This window comes from Pantoea sp. EKM21T (assembly GCF_011800405.1).
In the GTDB taxonomy this organism is placed as follows: Bacteria; Pseudomonadota; Gammaproteobacteria; order Enterobacterales; family Enterobacteriaceae; genus Pantoea; species Pantoea agglomerans.
On record NZ_JAALFV010000003.1, the window covers coordinates 476,556 to 500,094 of the forward strand.

The 23,539-nt window shown below is 49.9% G+C and carries 24 protein-coding genes and 1 pseudogene; 14 read left to right on the forward strand and 11 right to left on the reverse strand.

The genetic code is table 11. The annotated features are described in order from the left end of the window. Window positions 1-3 precede the first annotated feature (3 nt). A complete protein-coding gene (locus tag HFD87_RS08570; protein WP_167423238.1) occupies window positions 4-351 on the forward strand; it encodes a helix-turn-helix transcriptional regulator in 348 nt (115 codons plus the stop codon). Window positions 352-759: 408 nt separating this feature from the next. On the opposite strand, the gene HFD87_RS08575 is transcribed toward HFD87_RS08570, so the two are convergent. Further along, window positions 760-1,485 (reverse strand): SDR family NAD(P)-dependent oxidoreductase, encoded by a 726-nt coding sequence (locus HFD87_RS08575; protein ID WP_167423239.1) that lies wholly within the window; start codon window positions 1,483-1,485, stop codon window positions 760-762. 106 nt (window positions 1,486-1,591) lie between these two features. Between HFD87_RS08575 and HFD87_RS08580 the strand changes: the two genes are divergently transcribed. Further along, on the forward strand, window positions 1,592-2,506 hold the full coding sequence (locus tag HFD87_RS08580) for a LysR family transcriptional regulator (protein ID WP_243207467.1): 915 nt from the start codon (window positions 1,592-1,594) through the stop codon (window positions 2,504-2,506). A 134-nt stretch (window positions 2,507-2,640) separates the two neighbouring features. Here HFD87_RS08580 and HFD87_RS08585 read toward each other — a convergent pair whose 3' ends face one another. After that, window positions 2,641-2,982, reverse strand: a complete 342-nt coding sequence (locus HFD87_RS08585; RefSeq protein WP_022624624.1) for a hypothetical protein — start codon at window positions 2,980-2,982, stop codon at window positions 2,641-2,643. Window positions 2,983-3,173: 191 nt separating this feature from the next. Further along, a complete protein-coding gene (locus tag HFD87_RS08590) occupies window positions 3,174-3,794 on the reverse strand; it encodes a LysE family translocator (protein ID WP_167423240.1) in 621 nt (206 codons plus the stop codon). A 145-nt stretch (window positions 3,795-3,939) separates the two neighbouring features. On the opposite strand from HFD87_RS08590, the gene HFD87_RS08595 reads away from it, so the two are divergent. The 7 genes and pseudogenes from HFD87_RS08595 (at window position 3,940) to HFD87_RS08625 (ending at window position 8,616) form a co-directional block, all read left to right on the forward strand. Next, entirely contained in the window at window positions 3,940-4,362 is a 423-nt protein-coding gene (locus HFD87_RS08595) for a DUF4440 domain-containing protein (protein WP_371742422.1), read from the forward strand. Between the two features lie 31 nt (window positions 4,363-4,393). Next, window positions 4,394-4,897 carry a GrpB family protein gene (locus HFD87_RS08600; protein ID WP_022624620.1) on the forward strand — a complete coding sequence of 168 codons (504 nt, stop codon included), beginning with the start codon at window positions 4,394-4,396 and terminating at the stop codon, window positions 4,895-4,897. Between the two features lie 317 nt (window positions 4,898-5,214). Further along, complete coding sequence (locus tag HFD87_RS08605; RefSeq protein ID WP_033760035.1) at window positions 5,215-5,832, forward strand: hypothetical protein; 618 nt, start codon at window positions 5,215-5,217, stop codon at window positions 5,830-5,832. 49 nt (window positions 5,833-5,881) lie between these two features. After that, window positions 5,882-6,304, forward strand: coding sequence for a surface-adhesin E family protein (locus HFD87_RS08610; RefSeq protein WP_243207468.1), 423 nt, complete (start codon window positions 5,882-5,884; stop codon window positions 6,302-6,304). 252 nt (window positions 6,305-6,556) lie between these two features. Then, on the forward strand, window positions 6,557-7,192 hold the full coding sequence (locus HFD87_RS08615; protein WP_029519731.1) for a DUF2268 domain-containing putative Zn-dependent protease: 636 nt from the start codon (window positions 6,557-6,559) through the stop codon (window positions 7,190-7,192). Window positions 7,193-7,584: 392 nt separating this feature from the next. Further along, a pseudogene (locus HFD87_RS08620) lies at window positions 7,585-7,989 on the forward strand (GNAT family N-acetyltransferase). 189 nt (window positions 7,990-8,178) lie between these two features. Beyond that, window positions 8,179-8,616 (forward strand): GNAT family N-acetyltransferase, encoded by a 438-nt coding sequence (locus tag HFD87_RS08625; RefSeq protein ID WP_064690675.1) that lies wholly within the window; start codon window positions 8,179-8,181, stop codon window positions 8,614-8,616. A 782-nt stretch (window positions 8,617-9,398) separates the two neighbouring features. Here HFD87_RS08625 and HFD87_RS08630 read toward each other — a convergent pair. Continuing rightward, window positions 9,399-10,235, reverse strand: a complete 837-nt coding sequence (locus HFD87_RS08630) for a MipA/OmpV family protein (protein ID WP_010259842.1) — start codon at window positions 10,233-10,235, stop codon at window positions 9,399-9,401. A gap of 206 nt (window positions 10,236-10,441) precedes the next feature. Between HFD87_RS08630 and HFD87_RS08635 the strand changes: the two genes are divergently transcribed. From HFD87_RS08635 to HFD87_RS08645, 3 genes are read left to right on the forward strand one after another with little or no spacing between them, the layout of a single operon-like run. Beyond that, complete coding sequence (locus HFD87_RS08635) at window positions 10,442-11,119, forward strand: response regulator transcription factor (protein WP_010259845.1); 678 nt, start codon at window positions 10,442-10,444, stop codon at window positions 11,117-11,119. Further along, window positions 11,119-12,507, forward strand: a complete 1,389-nt coding sequence (locus HFD87_RS08640) for a HAMP domain-containing sensor histidine kinase (protein ID WP_029519286.1) — start codon at window positions 11,119-11,121, stop codon at window positions 12,505-12,507. The genes HFD87_RS08635 and HFD87_RS08640 overlap by 1 nt, the downstream gene beginning before the upstream one ends. Window positions 12,508-12,556: 49 nt before the next feature. Next, window positions 12,557-12,994 (forward strand): hypothetical protein, encoded by a 438-nt coding sequence (locus HFD87_RS08645; RefSeq protein ID WP_364109860.1) that lies wholly within the window; start codon window positions 12,557-12,559, stop codon window positions 12,992-12,994. A 339-nt stretch (window positions 12,995-13,333) separates the two neighbouring features. Here HFD87_RS08645 and HFD87_RS08650 read toward each other — a convergent pair whose 3' ends face one another. The 7 genes from HFD87_RS08650 to HFD87_RS08680 all read right to left on the reverse strand — a co-directional run bounded on the left by HFD87_RS08650 (window position 13,334) and on the right by HFD87_RS08680 (window position 20,782). Continuing rightward, entirely contained in the window at window positions 13,334-13,786 is a 453-nt protein-coding gene (locus HFD87_RS08650; protein WP_033760123.1) for a GNAT family N-acetyltransferase, read from the reverse strand. A 173-nt stretch (window positions 13,787-13,959) separates the two neighbouring features. Beyond that, window positions 13,960-14,886 carry a hypothetical protein gene (locus tag HFD87_RS08655; RefSeq protein WP_167423241.1) on the reverse strand — a complete coding sequence of 309 codons (927 nt, stop codon included), beginning with the start codon at window positions 14,884-14,886 and terminating at the stop codon, window positions 13,960-13,962. A gap of 371 nt (window positions 14,887-15,257) precedes the next feature. Beyond that, complete coding sequence (locus HFD87_RS08660) at window positions 15,258-16,232, reverse strand: ABC transporter ATP-binding protein (protein WP_033773706.1); 975 nt, start codon at window positions 16,230-16,232, stop codon at window positions 15,258-15,260. Next, complete coding sequence (locus HFD87_RS08665) at window positions 16,229-17,209, reverse strand: ABC transporter ATP-binding protein (protein WP_157353320.1); 981 nt, start codon at window positions 17,207-17,209, stop codon at window positions 16,229-16,231. The genes HFD87_RS08660 and HFD87_RS08665 overlap by 4 nt, the downstream gene beginning before the upstream one ends. Next, the gene (opp4C, locus tag HFD87_RS08670) at window positions 17,206-18,153 is read right to left on the reverse strand and encodes an oligopeptide ABC transporter permease (RefSeq protein ID WP_033780026.1); all 948 of its coding nucleotides are present in this window, start codon (window positions 18,151-18,153) and stop codon (window positions 17,206-17,208) included. The genes HFD87_RS08665 and opp4C overlap by 4 nt, the downstream gene beginning before the upstream one ends. Next, the gene (locus tag HFD87_RS08675) at window positions 18,153-19,112 is read right to left on the reverse strand and encodes an ABC transporter permease (protein WP_167423242.1); all 960 of its coding nucleotides are present in this window, start codon (window positions 19,110-19,112) and stop codon (window positions 18,153-18,155) included. The genes opp4C and HFD87_RS08675 overlap by 1 nt, the downstream gene beginning before the upstream one ends. Before the next feature lie 44 nt (window positions 19,113-19,156). Beyond that, a complete protein-coding gene (locus HFD87_RS08680) occupies window positions 19,157-20,782 on the reverse strand; it encodes an ABC transporter substrate-binding protein (protein WP_371742425.1) in 1,626 nt (541 codons plus the stop codon). A gap of 581 nt (window positions 20,783-21,363) precedes the next feature. On the opposite strand from HFD87_RS08680, the gene HFD87_RS08685 reads away from it, so the two are divergent. Then, window positions 21,364-22,140 (forward strand): isocitrate lyase/phosphoenolpyruvate mutase family protein, encoded by a 777-nt coding sequence (locus HFD87_RS08685; RefSeq protein WP_033768691.1) that lies wholly within the window; start codon window positions 21,364-21,366, stop codon window positions 22,138-22,140. After that, a complete protein-coding gene (locus HFD87_RS08690) occupies window positions 22,124-23,170 on the forward strand; it encodes a bifunctional transcriptional activator/DNA repair enzyme AdaA (RefSeq protein WP_163852227.1) in 1,047 nt (348 codons plus the stop codon). Before HFD87_RS08685 ends, HFD87_RS08690 begins: the two co-directional genes overlap by 17 nt. Window positions 23,171-23,539: the final 369 nt, after the last annotated feature.

Genomic DNA, 23,539 nt, shown 5'->3' on the forward strand with positions numbered 1-23,539 from the left:
TATATGCACAACTCAAAGACATTAATGGCCGATATTTTTCGTGCCCTCGGTAATGAGCATCGGCTCGTGATTGTTGAATGGCTGTCCGATCCAGAGTCACATTTTCCGGTGCAGCAGGACGGCGATCTGGTTAAGGATGGTGTGTGTGTCGGATTTATCACCGAAAAAATTGGTCTGAGTCAGCCCACCGTGACAGGCCATCTGCAAATTCTTGCTAAGGCCGGAATTGTGACATCGAAACGTATCAAGAACTGGGTATTCTATAAACTTGATCGTCAACGGATGGATGAAGCTACGTCAATGTTGTCTGGATATGGGAAGCAGGCGACTGATTCACCTGAACAGCCATAATTGGTCAGTATGTGTATTTACAGGGCAGGAAATCCAGTGTGTGTGTATATCTCGCTCCTGGCGTTACCGCCTTTCAGATAAATTTATTCGGTCATCGATATCTGTTGTCATCTTCTGCAAAACTGCCGTTTAAATTCAGAAACTACCCCGGCTGATGACCAGCCTGTAGGTCTGGGTCCGATTTTCGTTCAAAGCGGACCTTATGACCTAACTTTCTGTACGATCCGTGCCTGAGGCGGCCATTAATTACATTCAGATGCGCTAAGAAACATTGAGCCGCTTATTTTCCTTCAGGATGATTCGGACATATTTGAGAACCGACTGCGCACGACACGCCTGGCGTTCTGCCGCAACCCGTCAACCAACCTGCCCCATTCAGGCAGGTGGAATGCTTTTATTAGACGAGATTCACCAGGGTGCACGCTCTCCATCCAAAAAGAATCTTGCGGTGATTGTCTGGGATACTTCAGCAGCGAGCCAGACGATCCCCCTGGCCGCCTGGGATACAGTTCGATAACCGGTATGTCCGTTAAAATCGGTGGCCGTATATCCCGGGTCAACTGCGTTTACGCTGATGCCATACTCAGACAGTGAATTGGCAAATGCCACCGTAACGCCATTTAATGCCGTTTTGGAACTGGTATAGCCCAGTGCCGCTACCTGAGAGTAGGGATGCGCTTTGTCAGATACCCATTCCAGCGATCCCAGCCCGCTGCTGACCATGATAATCCGGGGTTCCTCACCCAGTTTGAGCAGCGGCAGAAAAGCCTGCGTTACTCTGATGACGCCGAAAACGTTGGTGTTATACACCGTCATAATATCGCTGATGCTCTGCGACTCAGGCGCGATGGGCCAGGTTCCGGGAATACCCGCATTGTTGATCAGCACATCTAGTTTTCCATCTTCTGACTTTATCTGCCCGACGGCCGCATCAACACTTTTCTGGTCTGTCACGTCAATGATAGCCAGCCGCACTTTAATGCCTTCCGACAGCAACCGGCTGACAGCATCCTGACCGCGCCCCCCATCGCGGCAACCCAGCCAGACATTAAATCCCAGTTTCCCCATCAGTCTGGCCGTTTCAAAACCAATACTTTTGTTTGCGCCGGTAATTAAAACCGTTCTCTTCTTCATGTTGTCGCCTCAGTGATTTATGCAGGTGTATCTGAGTTATAAATCTCTCAGAGCTGTTTGATAAGAGGCCGCAATACGAATACGCTGTTCGGAAAGGCGAACAGTAATGGAAGTTGAGATGGATGATGTCGCGATATTTCTTGCCGTCTTCAGGGGTCAGGGTTTCCGGGCCGCTGCTAAAACGTTAGGCCTGGCACCCTCAACGATCAGTGAGAGGATTACCGCGCTGGAAGTCAGTCTGGGCGTTCCGCTGTTTATCCGCACAACCCGCAGCGTAACGCCCACCGAAGCAGGCCGGATGCTGGCCGAGCGCATGGCACCTCTGCTGAGCGAAATGAGATCGGTGATGAATGACGTGGCAAGTTCTCAACGGGAGGTGCGCGGGCTACTCAGGCTGAACGTGACGGGTGCGGTGATGGTCGATATTCTTCCGCCCCTGCTTGAGCAATTTCTCGATCGCCATCCGTTGCTGCGGGTGGAGATTATGGTGGACGATCGCCTTGTTGATGCCACGGCGGAAGGCTGCGATGCAGGCATACGCTATGGCGAACATCTGGCCCGGGACAGTGTTGCCGTTCCTGTCGGCCCACGCCGCCAGCGTCTGGCTCTCGCGGCGGCACCCGACTACCTTGCTTCGCGCGGTCTCCCCGTTCACCCGACGGCATTGGCCGAACATCACTGCATCCGCCTTAAGTATTCCAGCGGCGCGCTGATACCCTGGGAATTTGAACGCAACGGAGAAACCGTCAGCGTCAACCCTGCTGGTCGCCTGACTATCGGTGTCAATGGCGCATCAGGCGCAATTGAGTTGGCAAAAAAGGGTCAGGGCATTATCGCCGTCTTTGAAAACTGGCTGCAGCCCTGCTTTACGACGGGTGAACTGCAGCCTGTGCTTCCGGAGTGGTGGCCCGAATTTGAAGGTCCCTGGCTCTACTTTCCCAGCCGCTTTATGTCAGCACCTCTGCGCGCTTTTGTGGATTTCCTGAAAGAGGTACAGTCAATGCCTGAACCGCTCGATTGAGTGCAGTAGCAGGCCCGCCAGTCGATATTGAGCTCGGCTAACAAGCTCACCTCTTTTTTGACAGGTTGTGGCAGGTTAAAACGCACTGGAGGCATGGGTCCGCGTTTCAGACCGCTTTGTGCCAGAAGCGGACGTTAAGGAGTAGAAGGAGGGTCATATTCCCAGGCAGATGGATCGCTGTAAATATTACCATCGTCGTCCATTACCCGAGCGCCGAGGAACCCGGCAATGTCTAACATTTTTCTATATAGATGCGTGTCTGGCCATTTGGTGTAAATATTGCCATCGTTCCAGTCAAGCCATGACTCATCATGCGATGAAGCACCCGACCACAAAGCATGATAATCGCCATTTTTAAGGTCTATCGTTAATTCGTTATCACTATCAATGAGAGAAAGCCACTCCTCAGGAGTTATTTTTGCTTCTTCATTTTCAGCCCAAAAATCAGCCCGTGTTATATATAACTCTACGCCCATGATCTATCCACTAACCATTCAAACATTGGTTTTGCTTAACAGGTTCACTTACAAATTAACACTGGGGATTGTTTTACGCGAGTTACATGCAAACTCCGGTATATGATGACGTCCGCTTTTCGCTCATATCGTACGTTAGCCAGACGCTAATCCGCTTGTGCCAGAAGCGTACGACGCCAGCCAGTCCAGGGCTATCTCGTGCTAATAGCAAGTTTAGCCGCGAAGCATAAAAATAAGCCCCCTGTTGCTCTGTCCATCACCCGGACAACGCGACTTTTCTTCAATACGGCTGACGCAAAATGCGTGGATAAAATGAGAGTGACTGACCATATAGTCCCGATAGCAACGTGGATGCTGACCAGGATAAAAGTCCATATTAAAGGTGAGTGACCGGCTGGTATGAACTGCGGCAAAAAAGAGACATAGAAAATGCCCATTTTGGGATTGAGCACATTCCCCAGCATTCCTCTGATAAACCAGCTCCCCTGTGAAACGTTGTTGTCATCACCATTACTGAAAGAAGATCGAGGACGTATCAGCAGTTGTAAGCCCAGCCAGCTCAGGTAGACCGCGCCACAAACTTTGAGCACAGTGTAAGCCATCTCTGAAACCGCCAGAAGAGCACCAAGACCTAACGCGACCAGCGCGCCCCATACAAAACAGCCAGCATCAATGCCAAGCGCAGCGTGAAAAGCCTTTTTGCCGCCCTCAGCAAAAGCGGTGCGGAGAATAAGTGCCGTATCAAGGCCGGGAGTCAGGGTAAGTAACAGTGCTGCGAGAGAGAATGCGAAGAGGGAATCGTTAACAGTCATTTTCTTTGTCCGAAAGAGCAGATGCTAATCATTTAGTTCCCTGCAATCAATCTATCAAATATTACTTTTTAAAAGTCCGCTTCTCGCTCATAGCGGACATAGGCCAACGTTTAAGTCCGCTTCGTCTCAGAAGCGGAAGTAGCGCATGAACTGTTATGGTAATTTGAACGTCCGGCTTAATCACTTGAGGATAAGCAGAGTGCTTCTGGAGAAGCTCAGATTGCTTGAGTGCAGCCTTCACGGCGGCAGGCGCAATGATCCGGAGTGGCTGGAACTGATTCTTCATCCTGAATTCCGTGAAATCACCCGGTCAGGTGTGACGGTCGACCGGTCAGAGACCATTGCGTCGCTGCTAAGTGAAAAGGCTGCACCTTATATTCTCAGCAGCGATTTCTGTCTTACGGAGATGGGCTGCGGTTACGCTCTGCTTAACTATCGGACGTTTTACGCTGATGGTAGCCATCATGCATTACGTTCCTCTTGCTGGATTTGTTCGGATGAGGGCCAGTGGACTCTGTTTTTTCACCAGGGAACGCCGGCTGCAGGCAATGCCGGGGTTCAGGGTTGAGTTGCACACTTAGGACAGAGAGAATGGGTTTATGCGGAAGATTATTGTTGTGCCATACGATGATAGATGGCCTGAGATGTTTGAAGCTGAAAGTTTACTGATAAAAACATTGCTCGGTGGAATGGCTAAGGATGTCCATCATATTGGAAGCACGTCAGTTCCTGGTCTCTCAGCAAAGCCCGTAATTGATATGCTACTTGAAGTTTCAGACATCAATGAACTGGATAAGTACCATTCAGCAATGGCCCACGCCGGGTATGTTGCTCGCGGTGAGAACGGGATTGCGGGGCGCAGATATTTCATTAAAGGTGGTGATCAGCGTAGTCATCAAGTCCATGCGTTTGCAGTCGGAGATATGCAGGTATTGAGACACCTTGCTTTCCGTGATTATCTTCGAAGAAACAAAGACATTGCAGAAGAGTATGCTGAGATAAAACACGCAGTTGTGTTAGTCAGCAGGAACGATGCTCATCGCTATAGCGCCCTCAAAGCGAAATTTATAGAGCGTCATCAACAACTAGCGCTAGCTGTCTGAGAACGATTGAGATTGAGTTCGTTGCCGGGAGGGTATGTTCAATAACGATGAATTCACTGAGTAGTCATCAGTCAACGTCTGCTGTTCGCTCATAGTGGACATTGGCCTATACACAGTCCGCTATGTGCCAAGGGCGGACTTTGCTTGGATCATGGTAAGTTAGTTTACCGGGAGCAGGTCACAGTCTGACAATGACGATCCAGACTTACTGTTATTGCACTAACAAAATCAACATGAAAGACATTTAATTGAAAACTGTAAAGTTTCATCAACTCGTGCCGATAATAAAAAATGTTTTTTCTAAATAAGGATATAACGTGAGTAAAATTGTATACATAACCGCCATGATACTTAGTATGGGATGCGCAGTATCTTCTGTTCAGGCCAGCACATTAACGAAAAGCCTTTCACGTTGCGACGCGAGTTTTTTCCAAGAAATCTATCATCAGAAAAGTAAATTTAAAGGTTTGGTTCCTCTCGCTATAGGCGAGCATCATCTGGCATGGTTCAAAGGGCCAGCCGATGGTAATGGCAGAATATGGTTCGCCCAGCCTTTGAAAGAACTAAATCTGACGATTTCAGGCTATTATCTTCAAACCAGCGATCTCGACGTGATTAATGACGGGAAATTTTATTACTGGGGCATGATTTTGCAAAATTCGCCTCAAGAAGTGATGAACGCACTTAACCATCTGAAGTGGGTAAAAACAGGCGATGACTCTATTTCTCAGGCAATGATAAAAGAAGGGCCTGACAGCAACTGGAAAATCAATAATCAAGCTGTAAGTGGTATTGCACCCGCTAAAGAAAGTACTGAGAAGCTTTTGATTCTGAGCAAAGATAAGAATGGTTCGTTATTACTTTGCTCAATTCAAGGTTATGTCACGCCTGATATGCTTGCAGAGTTTAGACCTGATTTGAAGGTGAAAAATTAATATGAAAACTCTACTATGCCTTATGTTTTTTTTACTATCAGGATGTGCTTTGAAAAATACATCATCACCTGATACATCCGCAAAAAAACCTGCAGGCTTGATTAAAGTATTGACAGATGATCATGCCATTTCCTATGCGGACCTGCGGATGGTTTCAATGTATCAAGGAAACAATCATTTGCGCAAATTTTATATGATCAATAATTATAAAGAAACGAAGCGTATTAGTTCTCATCCTCCCGTTTACGCAAACAGCTCACGAACAATCAATATTATTAATTGTGATAAAAATCAACGTTCCGTCATGGGATGGACTCTGTTTACTAAACCTTATGCCGAAGGCGATATCATTTACGCAAAACCTGATATTGGGCAATGGGAGAGTTTCCCGCCCCAATCAATTATCGGCATGATAGCTCAGTTACTGTGTAAAATACCTCCCGACCGGCTGAAGCCGGAACCTGATGAGTAAATACGTAAGCCTTTATTAGATAATTAAGCATAATTGAAGCCGCGGATTAACCTGCTTCCTGTTAATTTTAACAGAATGCTTGTAACTATGTCCGCTTCACGCTCATAGCGGACATGGGCCTGCACAACGTCTGCTTAGTGCCAGAAGCGGACATTAGTGATCATTGGTCGGCCACTTGCTGAGCAGCAACATAACATGCCATATATGTCTGTTAGTATCCGCACATTACTAATGTTTCTGGGTAAGACTGACATGTCTCAAATAACCATCCATATTCTGAATGCTCAGGAAAAACTCACTGTTCACAGTGAATGGCTGCGAACTAAACTGACCGATACCTACGTACAAGTCACAAGGTTGATGCCGACTCCTTCAGTAGATGTCGTAGTTAAGGCCGGGAAGTTTGTTATCCCTGAAAAAGGGCATGCTGGTTTTTGTCCTGAAGCTGGTGTTATCTATATAACCGTCGATCCTGAAAACCCTGCATTCTGCAAAAACGTTGCGCACTCTATTGAGCGTATGTTTGCTCATGAACTTCACCATGCTGCAAGGTGGGCAGGACCGGGATACGGCTCAACGCTGGGAGAAGCACTAGTCTCTGAAGGACTAGCAGGGCATTTTTCTCTTGAGCTTTTGGGTGGTGAATTTGAGCCTTGGGAAAGCCTCAAGTCCGATATTGTTAAGCCCTACTATCCACTCATGCTTGAAAACTGGCATCGCGCTGATTACGACCATAATGCCTGGTTTTTCGGAACAGGAGATTTACCAAGGTGGCTGGGTTATACGGCAGGTTTCAACTTGATATCCAAGTATCTCGCATCATCTCCAAACTTGAAAGCATCAATGCTGGCGAACATAAATGTTGAGGAGTTAAAGGCTTTTATATGAAATACATATTTTTTATTTCTCTTAAGCTTTTATTCAACTTATAAGCGAAAGTCGCATGGTCCGCTTTTCGCTCATAGCGTACATATCTGAATTCCTTAATTGTGAGTGTTAACATCTGAAAAGCGCAGGATTGACCAAGTTGTACGCTATAAGACACGATTGAAACGACGCTTCTGGTGTGTCGGCAGATTTAATCCAAGAATCGGGCTGAATTGTTAATGGCTGCAATGATACTAAATCCTACCTCAGCTGTAGCGTTTTGTTAGCTAAAAGGAGTAAACATGGAAGTAAGGGTAGAACTGTGTCCGCCAGATGAATGGGAATCCATGGTGAAAATTTTTACCGAAATGGAAGAACACTATTATGGTAAGGGCATCATTCAGGAACCACTGTTGAAGAATTACCTCCGCAATCGACTGTTCAGTCAGCTCTCCGGTACTCTGGTGCTCAGGGCTCGCTACGACGCTCATATCGTTGGGCTGGCGTGTTGCAGTATTCTCTACCCTTCTCCCCGGTACAGTGGCCAGCTGCATATCAAAGAGCTTTATGTCTCCCAGAGTGAGAGAGGTAAAGGCATAGGGTAATCCATAATGCGTTTTATGGCGAAACTCGCTCTTGAACATGAGTGTCGTAGCCTCAGCTGGAATGCCGAGAAATCAAACGCCGGAGCAAACCGTTTTTATCAGTCTTTAGGGGGCACAATAAATGACGGTATTGTGAATTATTATCTTCATGGTGAACTCCTGCGTAAACTAGCTTCCGACAGTTCGGCAGAGCCTAGCGGCTGTACTGGTTAAGCTATCGCACTGATTTGGCTTGCCAGGGAGGCAGAGGAAATCTGCAGAATGTTGATGCCGTGTCCGCTCTGTGCCAGAAGCGGAAGTTGACCATGCGGCTTGAACGCAAACCATAAATGACAAGACTCTTGTGCCTGTATCAAGGAGCTGTATATTTAAACACCACTTTAATTTTTAAGGACATTTCAAATGAATGGCATTTTTGAAGGGTTAAATTTAGAGGTCTGCGAAAATCCTAACGCTAAGCAATTGATTCCGATTGAAGAAGGTCTTAACGATTTCAATGATTTAATGACGGGAATGAGTGATCGTCTGCCATTATCTGTATTAATAAAATCAAAGACAAACGGTGAGGTACTCGGAGGGATGCAGGGGCGTTCTTCGTTGGGTCTACTTTTTATAGATCTGTTCTATCTTCCACCGGAATTGCGGAGTAAAGGGATTGGTACAGAAATCCTTTTACACTTCGAGGAGGAAGGAAGAAGAAGGGGCTGTACCGCAGCATTTTTATACACAATTAGCTTTCAGGCCCCTGACTTCTACAAAAAGCATGGTTGGGAAGAATTCGGACGTATTGACTGCAAACCCGAAGGAACAAGCCGTATCTTTATGAAAAAGTCTTTATAAAAAGTGTGCTATTCGCACATAGCGGACATCAGCCGGCCGTTAGTCCGCTTGGTGCCATAAGCTGACATTACTGACATCAAGATGTACTCATATGCAGGGAGCAATCTACAGCCATATCATTTTCTGAGTGGGTATAGTTAAGCTTATGTCCGAGACTGTTCTCAAAAAGTAAGTAGTCGGCATTATCCTTGTGACCGTCTTTACTCCGAGTCTTAATCCATCACCGTGGCGGAGGCAGGCAACTCGCTCTATCGCATGCTCGCTTCATTGTAGGTACGACACTGGGCTTATTCTTATTAATACGGTACATCCCGCTTTTTTTACGTCGCCTGGTTGCCCGATAGATTCCCTCAATCGCGGTGCATGTTCACCAGCACCTGTCGGGACGTTCAGGCGCAGATGTGCCATCGGGGAATAGGGATTGCCGCCATGCTGCCAGGGACTCATGGCGACGCCATCGCCGGATTGCAGAGTATTCAAATGCCGCCGAGGGATGTCACTATTATCTCCGGCATATCGATCGCTGCGGTCCATACTGGATATCGCCGATGCATTGCTGGCGAATTCCGCAACACCAGCAAGGTAGGCATGTTCTTCGGCGCGCGCGCTTTTGCTGTTGCGCCAGCGGAGGTGAACAGATGTTATACATGTTCGGGGCTGAAGCTTTAGGTTTTGCAATCTGTTGCGTACTGCCCCGTTAGCTGAAAAGAGGGTGGATTAGAAAGCGTGTTTATTGGCATAGAAGAGCCATAAGCTGGCGGGAAACACACATTGAATAACGATCAGAAGTGGTATGTCACCAGCAGGCTTCCTGTGGGTGATATTTCTCGTTGCACAATCGGGCTATTGCGCGCATCTCCCGTTAACTGCGTAACGCCTGCTGCGGCAATCACGCTCCAGTCCTCATTGAACTTGTGTGTCCAGTCAAGATTCATCGACCAGGCATAAATTCCCGATCCGGCATCATATCGGATAAACCTTGATGCAGCCGATTGAGATGCACTGACTCCGTAGTAAGTCTGCATGTATTTGTCCGTCCCCCAGCTGCCGGTCAGCGCCAGCGTTACTGTATTATTCGGTGAGGTATAGAGCGGGCTATTAATGCCAAAATGCAATGCCGTGCCATTGTTTTGCTCAGAAAATGGCACTTCAGCCTGCAATTGCAAATTAAGCCAGTCGGTCACCCCGTATCCCAAGCCAAATACACCGAGAGCCGAGCCTTTGACATCCCCCATACCTCGCAAATAGTCGCTGCCATCGCTTAGGGAGTCACTGTCCACGTCACGATCCTTACGGCCTGCGCGATAGCTCACCGCAGCGTTGTAATCGAATTTGCCGATGTTATTGCCATAACCGATGCCCCGCGTGGAGCTGACGAAGAAACCATTTTCCATGGTGTAATCAAGCACCAGGGAAGTCGTGACGCGGCTTTTGTCCGAACCAGAATAACGTGGCGTCACGTTCGCGCCGCCTCCCACCGTCAACGCGTTGCCCTGATTCTGTGCTGCCGCCAGTATCGGGGTGGTCAGTAACGCCAGGACTGCGCCCGACAACATTTTTTTCAGGCTGTACCCCGTGAGTGAAAGGGGGAACTTATGACGCAGTGTGTTATTTCTCATTAAAGAAGTCCTTATGCATTCAAATGATTACGATGCAAGCGGGTTGTAAACGCCAGAACGTTCATTTTGAATGCGCCCGCTAAAGTTCTCATGAGCCAAAAATGAAGAAAGGGTGAAGCAACCACAGATGCTGCAAAGCTGATAGATTTCCTGATACCGTTTTTTTCTTCAGACGTTCTTCATTCACTGCTGATACCGTAACCATTGTGAAAATACTCCTGATTGAAGACGACCTGGATCTCGGTAACGGCATACGTATTGCCCTTGCAGATCAAGGATTTGATGTTATATGGGTTCGCCGCAAAGAGGATGCGCTGCATCAGCTTGATGTCTGCGTGCCTGAACTTGTGTTGCTCGACCTCGGATTACCCGACGGCGATGGCATGAGTCTGATGGTGGGCCTGCGTCAGCAGCACAAGGGCATTCCCGTGATCATCCTGACGGCGCGAGGCACACTGCACGATCGCCTTTCCGGGCTGGACGCGGGTGCAGACGACTATCTCGTCAAACCGTTTGTTCTCGCCGAGTTGCTGGCGAGGGTGAGAGCGCTTGCGCGCCGCAGTTATGGTTTTCAAAACGAGGCGATAGAACTTCGGGGATTATCACTTTTTGTGCCCACACGACGCGTGACCGTGAATGCACGGCATATTGAGTTGACGGCAAGTGAATACGCGCTGCTTGAAACGTTGATGTTACGCACTGACCGCGTGCTTACTCGCAGTTTTCTGGAAGAAAGGATCTTCGGCGCAAAAGAAAATATGAGTAATGCGCTTGATGTGCATATGGGGAATTTGCGTCGCAAAATCGGCGAAGGCTATGTACGAACGGTGAGGGGCGTTGGGTATGTCATTGATACCGTACCCATTCAGAAGGGAGCAGGTTGATGCGAAATGTCTGGCGCCATCTGAGAACCCCAACGTTCGTGCGGCGAATTATGGTAGCGCAGATGCTATTGCTCACTCTGCTCTGGTGTCTTTTTCTGACTTACGTTTTGTGGGAGGACTTACGTAGTCCGGCGATATTAACGGGCAGCAAGACGTACGAAACCATTTTTACTGTGGTTAAGAGTATGGACGATCGCCCGCAGGAGCGAACGCATGTGCTGGCTGCATTAAGTAAGGCAGTACGGGAAAATTATGGCGGCGGTGAAGATCCAGCACTCTCAATCAGCCTTATCGTACGCGAGAATAAAGAGATAATTTATGCCTCTGATGGTGCGCCAGTCGGAGTGATAAACAGCCGTTATGGAAAAATTGAGCGCGTGGAGAGTGATGGTCGCGCCTGGAACAGCCGTACCTTAAAGTCCGGGAACGCCGACACAGAGGTCACGCTTATCACCCCTGCTGGAGGCTGGAATTTCTTTATCTATCTGAACTCGCGTGGCTACTACGTGATGCCGCTGCTGGTATGCATTCCTTTTCTTTTGTTCCCTGCCTGGCTGTCGATCCGCATAGCAATGCGCCCATGGAATAAAGTGGTAAATGAAGTGTCCTTACGCACGCCGGACGATCTCTCGCCCTTAAAAGCAGTGCCAAAGCACAGGGAGCTTCGCCAGATGGTTGACGCGGTTAATGGATTTCTTGCCAGGGTGCGGGAAAGCACTGAACGGGAACGCGTTTTCATTGCCGATGCCGCTCACGAGTTGCGTACCCCCCTGGCGGCGATGCGAATCAATGTTGAGGCGCTGGAATCTTATGTGAGCAGTGACAGCCAAAAAGAGTTGCTTGCGGGCATTGTTCGCAGCAACAGCCGTGCGGCTCGTCTGGTCAATCAGTTGCTGCTGCTGATGCACAGCGAAGCGCGCATTGACATGGTTATGGAGCCTTTGCCGCTGACAACGCTCATACAAGAACGTATGGCCGGGCTGGCACCGCTCGCGGCGGAACGCAGGATTGAACTTGAATTTTACGCCGAAGAGGAAATCTGGGTGACTGGCGTCAGGGAACGGTTAATGTCGCTTATCGATAACGTAGTCGAAAATGCCGTGAAGTATAGCCCCTGGGGCGGGAGGATTGAGGTGGAATTACGATCCTTAAATCAATCCACGCAGTTACGTGTTTCAGATGCAGGGCCTGGCATTCCCGTTGAATTGAGGGAGCGCGTGTTTGACAGATTTTTTCGTGATCCTAACCAGCTGCAAAGCGGGAGTGGGCTGGGGCTTGCCATCGTTAAAGCCGTTGCGCAGCAACACAACAGCAGCGTAAGCCTCAGTACGTCGGCAGAAGGTGGGCTGATGGTTTCGGTTGATTTCCCAAATCACAAGTCCGCCTGAAAGCAAGGACAACGTTGATCCGCCCCGGCGAATGGCCGTTACCTGAATGATGGAGTTAAACGTGAAATACGTTGTTCTTGCAAGCCTGTTAATTTCGCTCTCACTAAGCGGGTGCGCTATTACGGTCAGTGAACTAAAAAGCAGCCAATCCTCTTTTGACGGCAGTTTCGTGAGCAAGGCAGGCTCATCTGATACTTATCGAACCCTAAGGTACATGGCAAGACAGTGCCTCGAATATGAGGCATATTCAGGAAATCCGGTCATCGTACTGAGCGAATTTGATGGTGAACGCAAAGCAGGGGAGATTAATCAAAAGTTCCTTTCACAGGGATTGTTGATAAATAACACGCTAATTGAGATCGAAAGTCGGCATGGTGACAACGCACAGGTCTCCCTTTATACAACCAAGAACGTCTTGAGCACGGGAATCCGGTCACCAAAGATAATTGATATCAAGCGCTGGGCTGACGGCGATAAAACGTGCTAGCGCGACACCGCGAAGCATTCCAGTTATATGACTTGCGCCACATTGATTAACACCGCAATTCTAAGTAATACCTTCATCAGAGGTGAGAGCCACTTCAAACTTCCGCTATTCGCTCAAAGCTGCCAGTCAGTTCCTTTGATTTCCTGAAGATGTTTAAGCCGCCGTTCTGAATGCCTGGTCAGAAACGCAGTGTGTCCAGGGCGGTGCGGATTTAACTGTAATGGCTCTGATTTCCCTGAAATTGGTTCGGTTTGGTTAAGTCAGGGCTGTATCTCGGCAGGCGTTCCTGAAAAGTGGTTCAGTGGACAGAAAATGCGGTCTATCCATGACGTGACTATATCAACGCGCTGGGTCTCTGAGGCATAGATGGTGCGTGACTTTTTCTATGCCCGTCAAAGCAACAAAGCCAGCTCGTTCATAGAAAGTGAATGCCGATTGAGGAGCGTTTGTGTTGATAAAATCAAACCAGTGGCCAGAATCCTTAAGTATCTCACTGAGCAGGGCGCTGCCAACCTGCCTTTTCCTCCATCCTGAGTCTACGTAGAGATGTCGCAGACGTCCGATGCCATTTTTTAGCGTAAACGGGTCGATGTTGAGTCCACCAACGCCAACGATTACTCCATCTACTGAAGCCCCAATTAGTTTTTCTCCGGGTCTATCAAAGCGGTTCTGTCCGCTAAGCCAGTTATCTTCCAGTCGGCGTAACATGTTAAATCCTTCAGCCATGCTCTGCGATCTTAACTCAGCAAATCCTGGGCTGTCCGGGGTGACGCTTATGAGTTGGATATCCATGATTTTTCCAGTGATTTCAATCTGCATAGTCTGGACAGAATTATGATTGTGTGAAACGTCTGCTCTTTACTTAAAGCAGAACAAATTTTGATAATTTGATGCTGATCTTCCTCAACAAAGGTGACCGGTTCACTCTTCTCTGTAGAAGACGTTAATAACCATGTGATAATTATCTACGTTTCTATACGCCGTTCCGCGAGTGCATGCCTTGCTGCGTTTGATGCCCATCCATCTGACTGGTCATGATTTTCAATCTCTGCCTCTGCTATCGGCGTTACACGGATCAGCGGAACTGAACCGAAAGGCAAACCTTCAATCTGACGAGCATCACGGCTGAGAATGATGCGGGACATAGGTTTATAGTCGTCGGTAAGAGAGCAAAACAGTATGGCTCTATATTTTTCAACATCGGCAGCGACCTGATAGCCGTCGGCAACGAGATCCCCCAAGCTAATTAACAAATGAGCCCAATCATCAATCTCCTGGCTGGTATTATCTGAAGCATCCAGCTCCATGAAAAGTTCGCATTTTACGCCGTTTTCCGGGTCTGAAATGCCGGCCCAGGGCGTCGAGAGACCATCGGTAGCCAGCGTTAATTTGGTGCTGCTTTTGGTACTGAGTACCCGGCGATGGGGCCCGAACCACTTCGTCTGGTTGTGTACGTTTGCGTCATTTCGTTCAGCAATAAAGCTATCTGACACGTCGCCATACCTTTTCCAGAATGCTCGCCTTGCGACAGCGGCAGCCTCATACATCGGACTCAGAGGACCGCGCGGCACTATTGTCTCATCGAAAATTGTGTCAACCGTAACGCGCCCGCGCATGAACGGTATTTTAGACTTAGTCCAGCGAACAATAACCTTATTAAAGGACTGTATCTGTAATGCTTCGAGTTTATCTACAACGTTGCAGACCCTCTGAAAAACATGGTCACCAGCAGTAACGTGACTCCCATCAGCATACATGTAACCTCCATATTGCGAGGAAACACCAGCCTGTTCCGTAATAAAGAACCATTCACCGTTCACAGCGCCAATGGGTGCCTTGTCTAATGCCGGGCGTAAGTCCCTTGCCGCATCAGAGTTTGAATATGCAGTCATGCCTGTCCCTTATCTTCATTCCTTATGTATCTTGCTTGTTTTACGCTTTTCCACACCTGAGCGTTGCTAAACTTACGGCCCGATAAGTTTAAAAATGATAAAACGATTGTAGGGCGTTAGTCTAAAAAAGTTGAGAAGGCTCTTAGATAATTACCCCTTCAGTCAAGAAGGCAAAACCGGCTGCTTTGTACCAGAAGCGGAACTTGCTTACATTGCTATGTCAGTTTGCTGGGAGCAGGTCAGATAGGGTTTTTATGACCTTTTCAGACAGGGTCGTATCAGGATTGATTTCTGATACTGACAGGCGTGGTTTTTTACATCATTGAACGTCAGACTCCATCAACCAGGGAGGATGAATCCTCTCTTTTTTATTACGTCAGCTGCACCCAGTGGCACGCCACCTGATGGCCGGGGCGCATTTCGCGAAGTTCCGGAATTTCTGTGCGGCAGCGTACTGTTGCCTGCGGGCAGCGAGAAGAGAAGCGACAGCCAGAGGGCGGGCGCGAAGGATCCGGAATTTCCCCCTGCACCACCGGCACGGATAAGCTTCCAGGGGCAAGCGTTGGCACCGCCGCTAGCAGCGCCTGGGTGTAGGGGTGAAGCGGCTGGCTGAACAGCGCATCGCGGCTGGCAGTTTCCACCAGTTTCCCCAGATACATAACTGCCACGTCATCACACAAATGCTCCACGACACCGAGATCGTGAGAGATGAACAGGAAGGTGACGCCATGGTCATCACGCAAATCGGAAAACAGGTTAATGATTTGCGCCTGAATAGAGACATCCAGCGCCGAGATGGGTTCGTCGGCAATAATAAAATCCGGGTTGAGAATCAGCGCTCTGGCGATGCCGATACGCTGGCGCTGGCCGCCGGAAAACTCATGGGGAAAGCGATTGTAATGCTGCGGCGCCAGTCCACAGATTTTCATTACCTCCAGCACTTTGTCGCGCAGTTCTTCTTTGCTGCACAGCGTGTGTTCCAGCATTGCTTCCCCAATTGCATCACCTATTCGAATGCGTGGATTCAGCGAGCTGTAAGGATCCTGAAATACCAACTGGATTTTCGGGCGCAGCGCGCGCATCTGTTTCGGCGTCAGATCCTGCAACTCCTGACCACGATACTTCACGCTACCTGCCGTTTTGTCATAAAGCCCCAGCAGCGTGCGTCCTACGGTGGTTTTACCGCTACCGGATTCGCCCACCAGGCCAAAAATAGTGCCAGGTCGAATGTTAAAACTGACGCCGTCCACAGCGCGTAGCTGTCCTGTTTCCTGACCAAAAAGCCCGTCGCGTAGCGAGAAATGCTTTTTCAACTCGTCCACTTCAATAACATATTGCTGGCTCATGCGATCGGCTCCGCTAACTCACTGTGAATACATGCGGCTTGCCGCGTATGCCCGATCAGCGGCGGAATGACCGCGTGGCACTGCGCGGTTCTGCGTTCGCAGCGATCATAGAACGCGCAGTACGGCGGCAGTTCGGCCAGGTCAGGCACCTGTCCGGGAATGGAGTAGAGGCGGCGTCGGCGCTCGCCCGGAACAGGGCGCGATGCGATAAGCCCTTTGGTATAAGGGTGCAGTGGGTTGTGTAGCACATCGGCAGTCGGGCCTTGCTCAACGATGCGCCCGGCGTACATCACCACGACATGTTCCGCCATCTGCGCGATAACCCCCAAATCGTGAGTGATCAGCATCAGCGCCATCTGCTGCGCCCGCGCCTGGTCGCGCAGTAAGCGCAGGATTTGCGCCTGCACGGTGACATCCAGCGCCGTGGTTGGCTCGTCGGCAATCAGCAGCTTCGGCTGGCAGCTTAACGCCATGGCAATCATGATGCGCTGCAACATGCCGCCGGAAAGCTGATGCGGATAGCAACCCATCAGACTCTCCGCACGCCCGAGTCCGACATCGTTGATCATTTGCGTGGCGTGCGTCCAGGCCGCTTTTGGTGTTTCGCCGCGATGGCGTATCAGCGGTTCACAAAGCTGCTCGCCAATGGTCAGCACCGGATTGAGCGCTGTCATCGGCTCCTGAAAGATCATCGCTAATTGATTACCACGCAGATCGGCCATTTTCGACGGCTTCAGAGCAAGCAGATCGGTGCCCTCAAAGCGGATTTCTCCGCCGTCGATACGCGCAACCTGCGGCGGTAACAGTCCCATCAGCGACATGGCGGTAACGCTTTTGCCGCAGCCAGATTCACCAACAACGCCAATGGTTTGCCCTGCCTGAATGGTAAAGGAGACATCCTGTACAGCGCGCACACGCCCCTGCTCGCTGGCGAAGGAGATGGATAAGTTATTAAAGGTAATTAGCGGCTCGCTCATTTCAGGCTCCGTTTCATCTTCGGATCCAGCGCATCGCGCAGGCCATCGCCCAGCACATTAATGGCGATGACGGTCAGAAAAATGGCAATGCCCGGCGGCATCCACAGCCATGGGCGACGCTGAAAGTCGATCAGGCTGTTGGCCGCGTCCATCATATTGCCCCATGAGGGCGTTGGCGGTACGACGCCAAGGCCGAGGTAGCTAAGCGCGGATTCCATCAGGATGGCGTTGGCCACCGCCATGGTCGCCATCACCACCAGAATGGGTATGGTGTTCGGCAACAGATGACCGAACAGGCGGCGGCGCGAAGAGAGGCCCAGGACCTGCGTCGCCAGCATAAAATCGCGTTCGCGCAGTGACAGGATTTGCCCGCGCACCAGCCGCGCCAGCTTCGGCCACTCCAGCAAGCTAAGCATCACTACTACCATGTAGATGCGCGAATCAGACGAAAAATCCAGCTCAGACAACATCGCTCCGGCAACAATCAGCAGCGGCAGGCTGGGGATCGTCATCACCAGATCCGCCATGCGCATAATCAGTTTGTCCGTCCAGCCGCCGGCATAGCCGGATACCGCACCCAGCAGGTAGCCCAGAGCCACCGAAAGTAGCATGGTCATCAGGCCAATAATCAGCGAGATACGACCGGCAAGCAGCAGGCGGGTATAAATATCGCGGCCAAGAAAATCGGTGCCCAGCCAGTGTTCTGCGCCAGGCGGTTTGTTGATCATCAGCGCATCGGTGGCGTCATCTTTCCACGGCGACCACACCGGGCCCAGCACGCACCAGATGGTCATGATTACCAGCAGAACCAGGCACAGCATCGACAGATGATTGTGGCGCAGCGCTTTCCACGCCTGGTGCCACGGAGAAGGTGTGGCCTGCGCCATCGCCGGAATTACCGCCTTGCGTAAGCGGCGATTCGTAGAGAAAAGGGAACCGAACATCACGACCTCACGCGAATGCGCGGGTCGGCCCACGCGTACAATATATCGGCAATCAGGTTGCCCACAATGGTTAATACCGCAAGAAACAGGGTGAACCCCATCAGCACCGGATAATCGCGGGCGGCCAGAGAATCAATATGAATATGCCCTGCGCCCGGCCAGTTAAACACCTTTTCGGTGATGATCGCGCCGGAAAACAACCCCGGCAGCTCAAAACCTAACAGGGTGATGATTGGCAGCAACGCATTGCGCAGCGCGTGTTTAAGGATCACTGTACGTCCGCGCAACCCTTTAGCACGCGCGGTGCGGATAAAATCCATCTTGACTACGTCAAGCATGCTGGCACGGAAATAGCGCGTCAGGCTGCCCGCCTGCAACATCACCAGCGCCATGACCGGTAACACCAGATGCGCCGCAACCTGCATCACCCACACCCAGCCGTTATCGTCGCTGCCGGTGTTGGTCATGCCGCCCACTGGCAACCAGTGCAGATCGACTGCGAACCACTTAATAAGCAACAGGCAGAGAAAGAAGGTTGGGAAAGACATGGCAGCAAACACCGACACGCTCACCAGATGATCGAACAGCGAATTGGGTTTCAGCGCCGAGGCAATGCCCACCGCAAGCCCGATGCTCCAGTAAAACACCAGCGCAACGCTTGCCAGCAGGAAAGAGTTCCAGATGTACTGGTTAAGTAGCTGACTCACCGGAATTTGGTATTGCAGCGAGAACCCCAAATCGCCGCGCAGCAACTGGCCGAGCCAATGCAGATAGCGGGTAAGGATCGGTTGATCGAGTCCATAAATAGCTTTCAGTTCGGCGGCGCGGGCAGCGGTGAGGGTAATGTTACCGTCGATAAAGTCGCCTGGCGTTTTCGCGAAAAGCATAAAAATAATCAGTGATGCGAGCAGCAGCATTGGCAGGGTTTGCAGCAGTCGCCTGAGGATAAAATTTCGCATAGCTTTCTCATGACAACTGCCGGGAGACCCGGCAGTTGTTACTGTTATTTAATGATTTTCACATCCGGCAGGCTACCGGTCAGCCCGTTGTAGATATCCGGTTTAAAGCCGGTGACGCGGGCACTACTGGCCGACAAAATCTCGCGGTTACCCAGCAGAATCACCGGCGGATCGTCCGCCAGCACTTTATACAGCTGGTGATAAATCGGTTTGCGTTTTTCCACATCCAGCACCGCATTACCTTCGTTGATCAGCTTATCAACCTGCGGATTGTTATAGCCGGACTCTTTCGCCTCCGTGCTGTAGTAATCCCACACGCCATCATGTGGATCGTTGAGTGTGCTGGTGCTGAAAGAGGCCAGGTCATAGTTACCGGCTTTACGCTGTGCCATGAGGGCGTTGAAATCCACCACCTGCGGCTTCAACAGCACGCCAATCTGCTGCCAGTTCTCTTTGGCGATTGGGATCAGCGCATCATTCAGCACTTTCTTGCTCACCAGCAGCGTCAACTCCAGACGTTTACCGTCCTTCACGCGGATGCCATCAGGCCCCGGTTTCCAGCCCGCTTCATCAAGAAGTTTCTTCGCCTGTGCCGGGTCAAATTTGTATGGATTCACGCCATCTGTGTTATACGCCCATGAAATCGGGGCAATAGGTTCAATTGCCACTTTTCCATAGCCCTGATAAACCACATCAATCAACTTCTGGCGGTCGAGACCATAAATCAGCGCCTGTCGCACTTTCACGTCCTGCAACGCCGGGCGACGTACGTTGAATTCCACTTTGCTGTAGTCACTGGAGCCAAACAGGTTGATATTGGCGAAGCCCAGCATTTTCAGTTGTTCGATATCATCAGGGCGAGAAGTAAACGAGTCGTAATCGGTTTCGCCGGTCTGGAACAACTGGAAGTTAGTGGACGGGTTGGTTACGCGGTAGATAAAGCGCGGCGTCGGTGGTGTGCCACGGTAAAAATGGGTATTGGCGTGGAAACGAATCTCCTGGCCCGGAATATATTTGTCATAGACATACGGTCCGTTGCCCAGCGGTTTACCGTGCAACATGCGCAGATAGTCGAGATTGCCGCGCTGATACCCTTTCCCATAATACGCTTTCGACAACACCGGCCCGCCAATTTTCGCCAGCGTTGTCGCGCCAGGCTGCCCGGTGGTGACCTGTAATGTCAGCGGGTCGATCACTTTCAGGCCACTGACGCTATCAGCTTTTCCGGCTTTATACTCCGCGCCGCCCACAATGTTGGCGAGGGTGATGTCAGTATCGCCATCATATTTCGGGTCATGCAGCACGGTCAGGGTAAACGCCACATCTTCGGCGGTGAGGGGCGAGCCGTCGCTGAAAGTCAGGTGTGGGCGCAGCTTAATGGTGTAGACATTGTTATCCTGACTAACGCTCCAGCTCTCGGCCAGGCCTGGCACCAGCTTGCCGTGGCTATCCCAGTCAATCAGACGTGAGAAAATCACGTTGGTGACGTTTTCGTCCCAGCCGTTAACAAAGAAATAAGGGTTAAAAATACCCTGCGGTTCAGAGATACCAGCCACCACCGTGTCTTTACGCAGCTTAGCCACTGCCGGAATCTGGCTGGCATCGGTGGCTGGTGTAATGCCCTCTTTTAAGGGTAAATCGGCGAAAGAGGCTGAAGAGAAAGCCACCATACTGCTGAGTAACGCGATTTTAAGCGCCAGAGTAAAACGCGTGGGTTTTGTTTTTATGCTTTTCAGTAGGATGGACAAAACGGCTCCCTCATCAAATGTTTGTGTGGAATTTACAAATCATGACGAAAGATAAAAGCCGCACCGCACCCTGTCTAACAACGAAACAATCTGGCTTATAGCAAATTATCATTAGTAGATTTATGAGAAAGCAATGCTTAATTTTATCTAAAGAAGATGAGACATTACGCGGGGCAGTCGAAGAGTTCTGATATCGTAAGGGGTTTGACAATCAATAATGTGAAAAACCACGCCAGTCAGTATCAGAAATTAATTCTGACAAGACCTTTTCTCAAAATGACCATACAAACCTATCTGCTTTGCTCCCCGTTGATACTTATATCCGGCGGTTAGGAATGTTCGCTTTTTGCCAGAGGCAGACCCTGAAACACTACGACCGTATCACTCTGCATATCAGACTGACCCGATAAAATTTTGCTAAAAAAATGGTCGTCTGATTTTCGGTTGTGCCGTTTTTGCTGAATGCTTAGATTCATTTTCAATCTAATTGAGAGGATATGGATATGAACTTCGCAGAACTCCACAACCAGTATGAGCCCCTTCTTATCGCTAACGTCTGGGATGTCGTCAGTACTGTCGCAGCGCAAAAAGCTGGCTATCAGGCTCTGGGAACGTCCAGCGCAGCAATAGCGGCCACATTGGGATATGAAGACGGCCAGGGCATGCCGTTTGATGAATTATTTTTTATTGTCACTCGTATCCGGGCAGTTAGCAGCCTGCCATTAAGTGTTGATATGGAAGCAGGATATGGTGATTCAGCCGAAGAGATAATAGTCAATCTCAAGCGCCTTGCTCAGATAGGTGTATCAGGCGTTAACCTTGAAGACAGCAGAGTCATTAATCGGGTTCGACAGCTTGATGATGTGTCTGAATTTTCGCGTAATCTGAGAGCAGTATGCGATGCGCTGAGAAGTGATGGTTATAACCTGTTTCTGAACGTACGGACTGATGCTTACCTGCTCGGGCATGAAAGAGCGTTAGAGGAGACATTATTACGGGGTCAATATTATAGAGCTGCAGGTGCTGACGGCCTGTTTGTTCCCTGTCTGACCTCAGAGAAAGATATCAGCCTTATTGCAAATGCTATTGATCTGCCTCTGAATGTCATGTGTATGCCCGATCTTCCCTTGTTCGATAGACTGAAACTGGCCGGGGTAAGCCGCATTTCTATGGGTAATTTTGTTCATTCGGCCATTCAGTCAAAGCTGACTGATTTAATGCATGCGATCCGGTTGCATCAGACATTTGAAGGACTTTTTGTTAATGAAGGTTATCGATAAGAATCTTTGTGACGTCTGGTATCAGGCATTACTTGAACGCGCTTCAGAATATACGGGTGTGTTTTTTGCTGGCGTCAGAACGACTGGCGTATTCTGCATTTCGATATGCCGGGCGCGAAAGCCCAAACGTGAAAATGTAGAGTTTTATAAAGATGCCAAATCTGCCCTGGCGGCCGGCTTTCGCCCCTGTAAAGTCTGCAGACCTGCTGAAAACGCGCACAGCGCGCCATTATTTGTCGAACAGGCGCTTGCGCTTGTCAGGCACGATATTAAATCCCGTGTATCCGACGCGGATCTTCGTCAGCATGGAATCAGCCCGGAGCGAGTGCGGCGATGGTTCCTGCAACATCACGGCATCACTTTTCAGGCCTTCCAGCGAATGCAGCGGGTCAATATTGCCCTTCAGGAGCTGAAAAGCGGACGTGCAGCAACTGACGTCGCGCTGGACAATGGCTACGAATCCCTGAGCGGCTTTGGTTACATCTACAAGCGGCTAACTGGCGCAGCTCCGACTCGAACCACTCAGGTAATAGTCATTCACCGGTTTACTACTGCGCTGGGACCTATGTTTGTATGTGCCACAGAGCAGGGAGTCTGCCTGCTGGAGTTTACCGATCGCCGGATGTTAGAAACTGAATTTCGCGACATTCAGAGTTTACTTAACGCCAGGATTGTCACAGGAGAAAACAGTCATACCCGGCAGACAGTAAAAGAAATCAGCGAATATTTTGCCGGAACACGTCGTCACTTTGATCTCTTACTGGACGCCCCGGGCAGTAATTTTCAAAAGTCCGTCTGGGATGCACTACGTACTGTTCCTTATGGGGAGACCTCACACTATCAGGATATTTCGCTGCGACTGAATAAAACTGGCGCTGTACGAGCAGTTGCCGCTGCGAATGGTGCCAACCGGATTGCGATTGTGATTCCGTGCCACAGAATTATCGGTAAAAATAGCCAAATGACCGGATATGGTGGAGCCATATCGCGTAAAGAGTGGCTTATCGAACATGAAAGAAATCAGAGTTAAGTGAGTCAATACAGAATGCTTGCTGTATGAAACAGTCTTTTTCCGATCCTGTTACTTTTTACATGCAGTTTTAAGGTATTTGAAATCCCCACGTCCGCTTTTCGCTCACAGCGGCCGCTCATTTTTGTGACCAGTGATGATGCCGACACCAGTCGGCTTCATGGGTTGATCTAACCGCTACTAACTCACCCCGTGGCCCTTGCGCTTCCGGACTATCAGCCGGCTCTTCCTGTTGGCCAGCAGCCCGAATGGCAACCAGTCGACATTAATTGCAAAAATGCAACTCACCTGAAAACCCGTTTGAATCGAGCCTCTCCACTCATTTGCATTTTTCAACCTTCCGGCGTCATTTTCCCCCTCCTTCAGCTA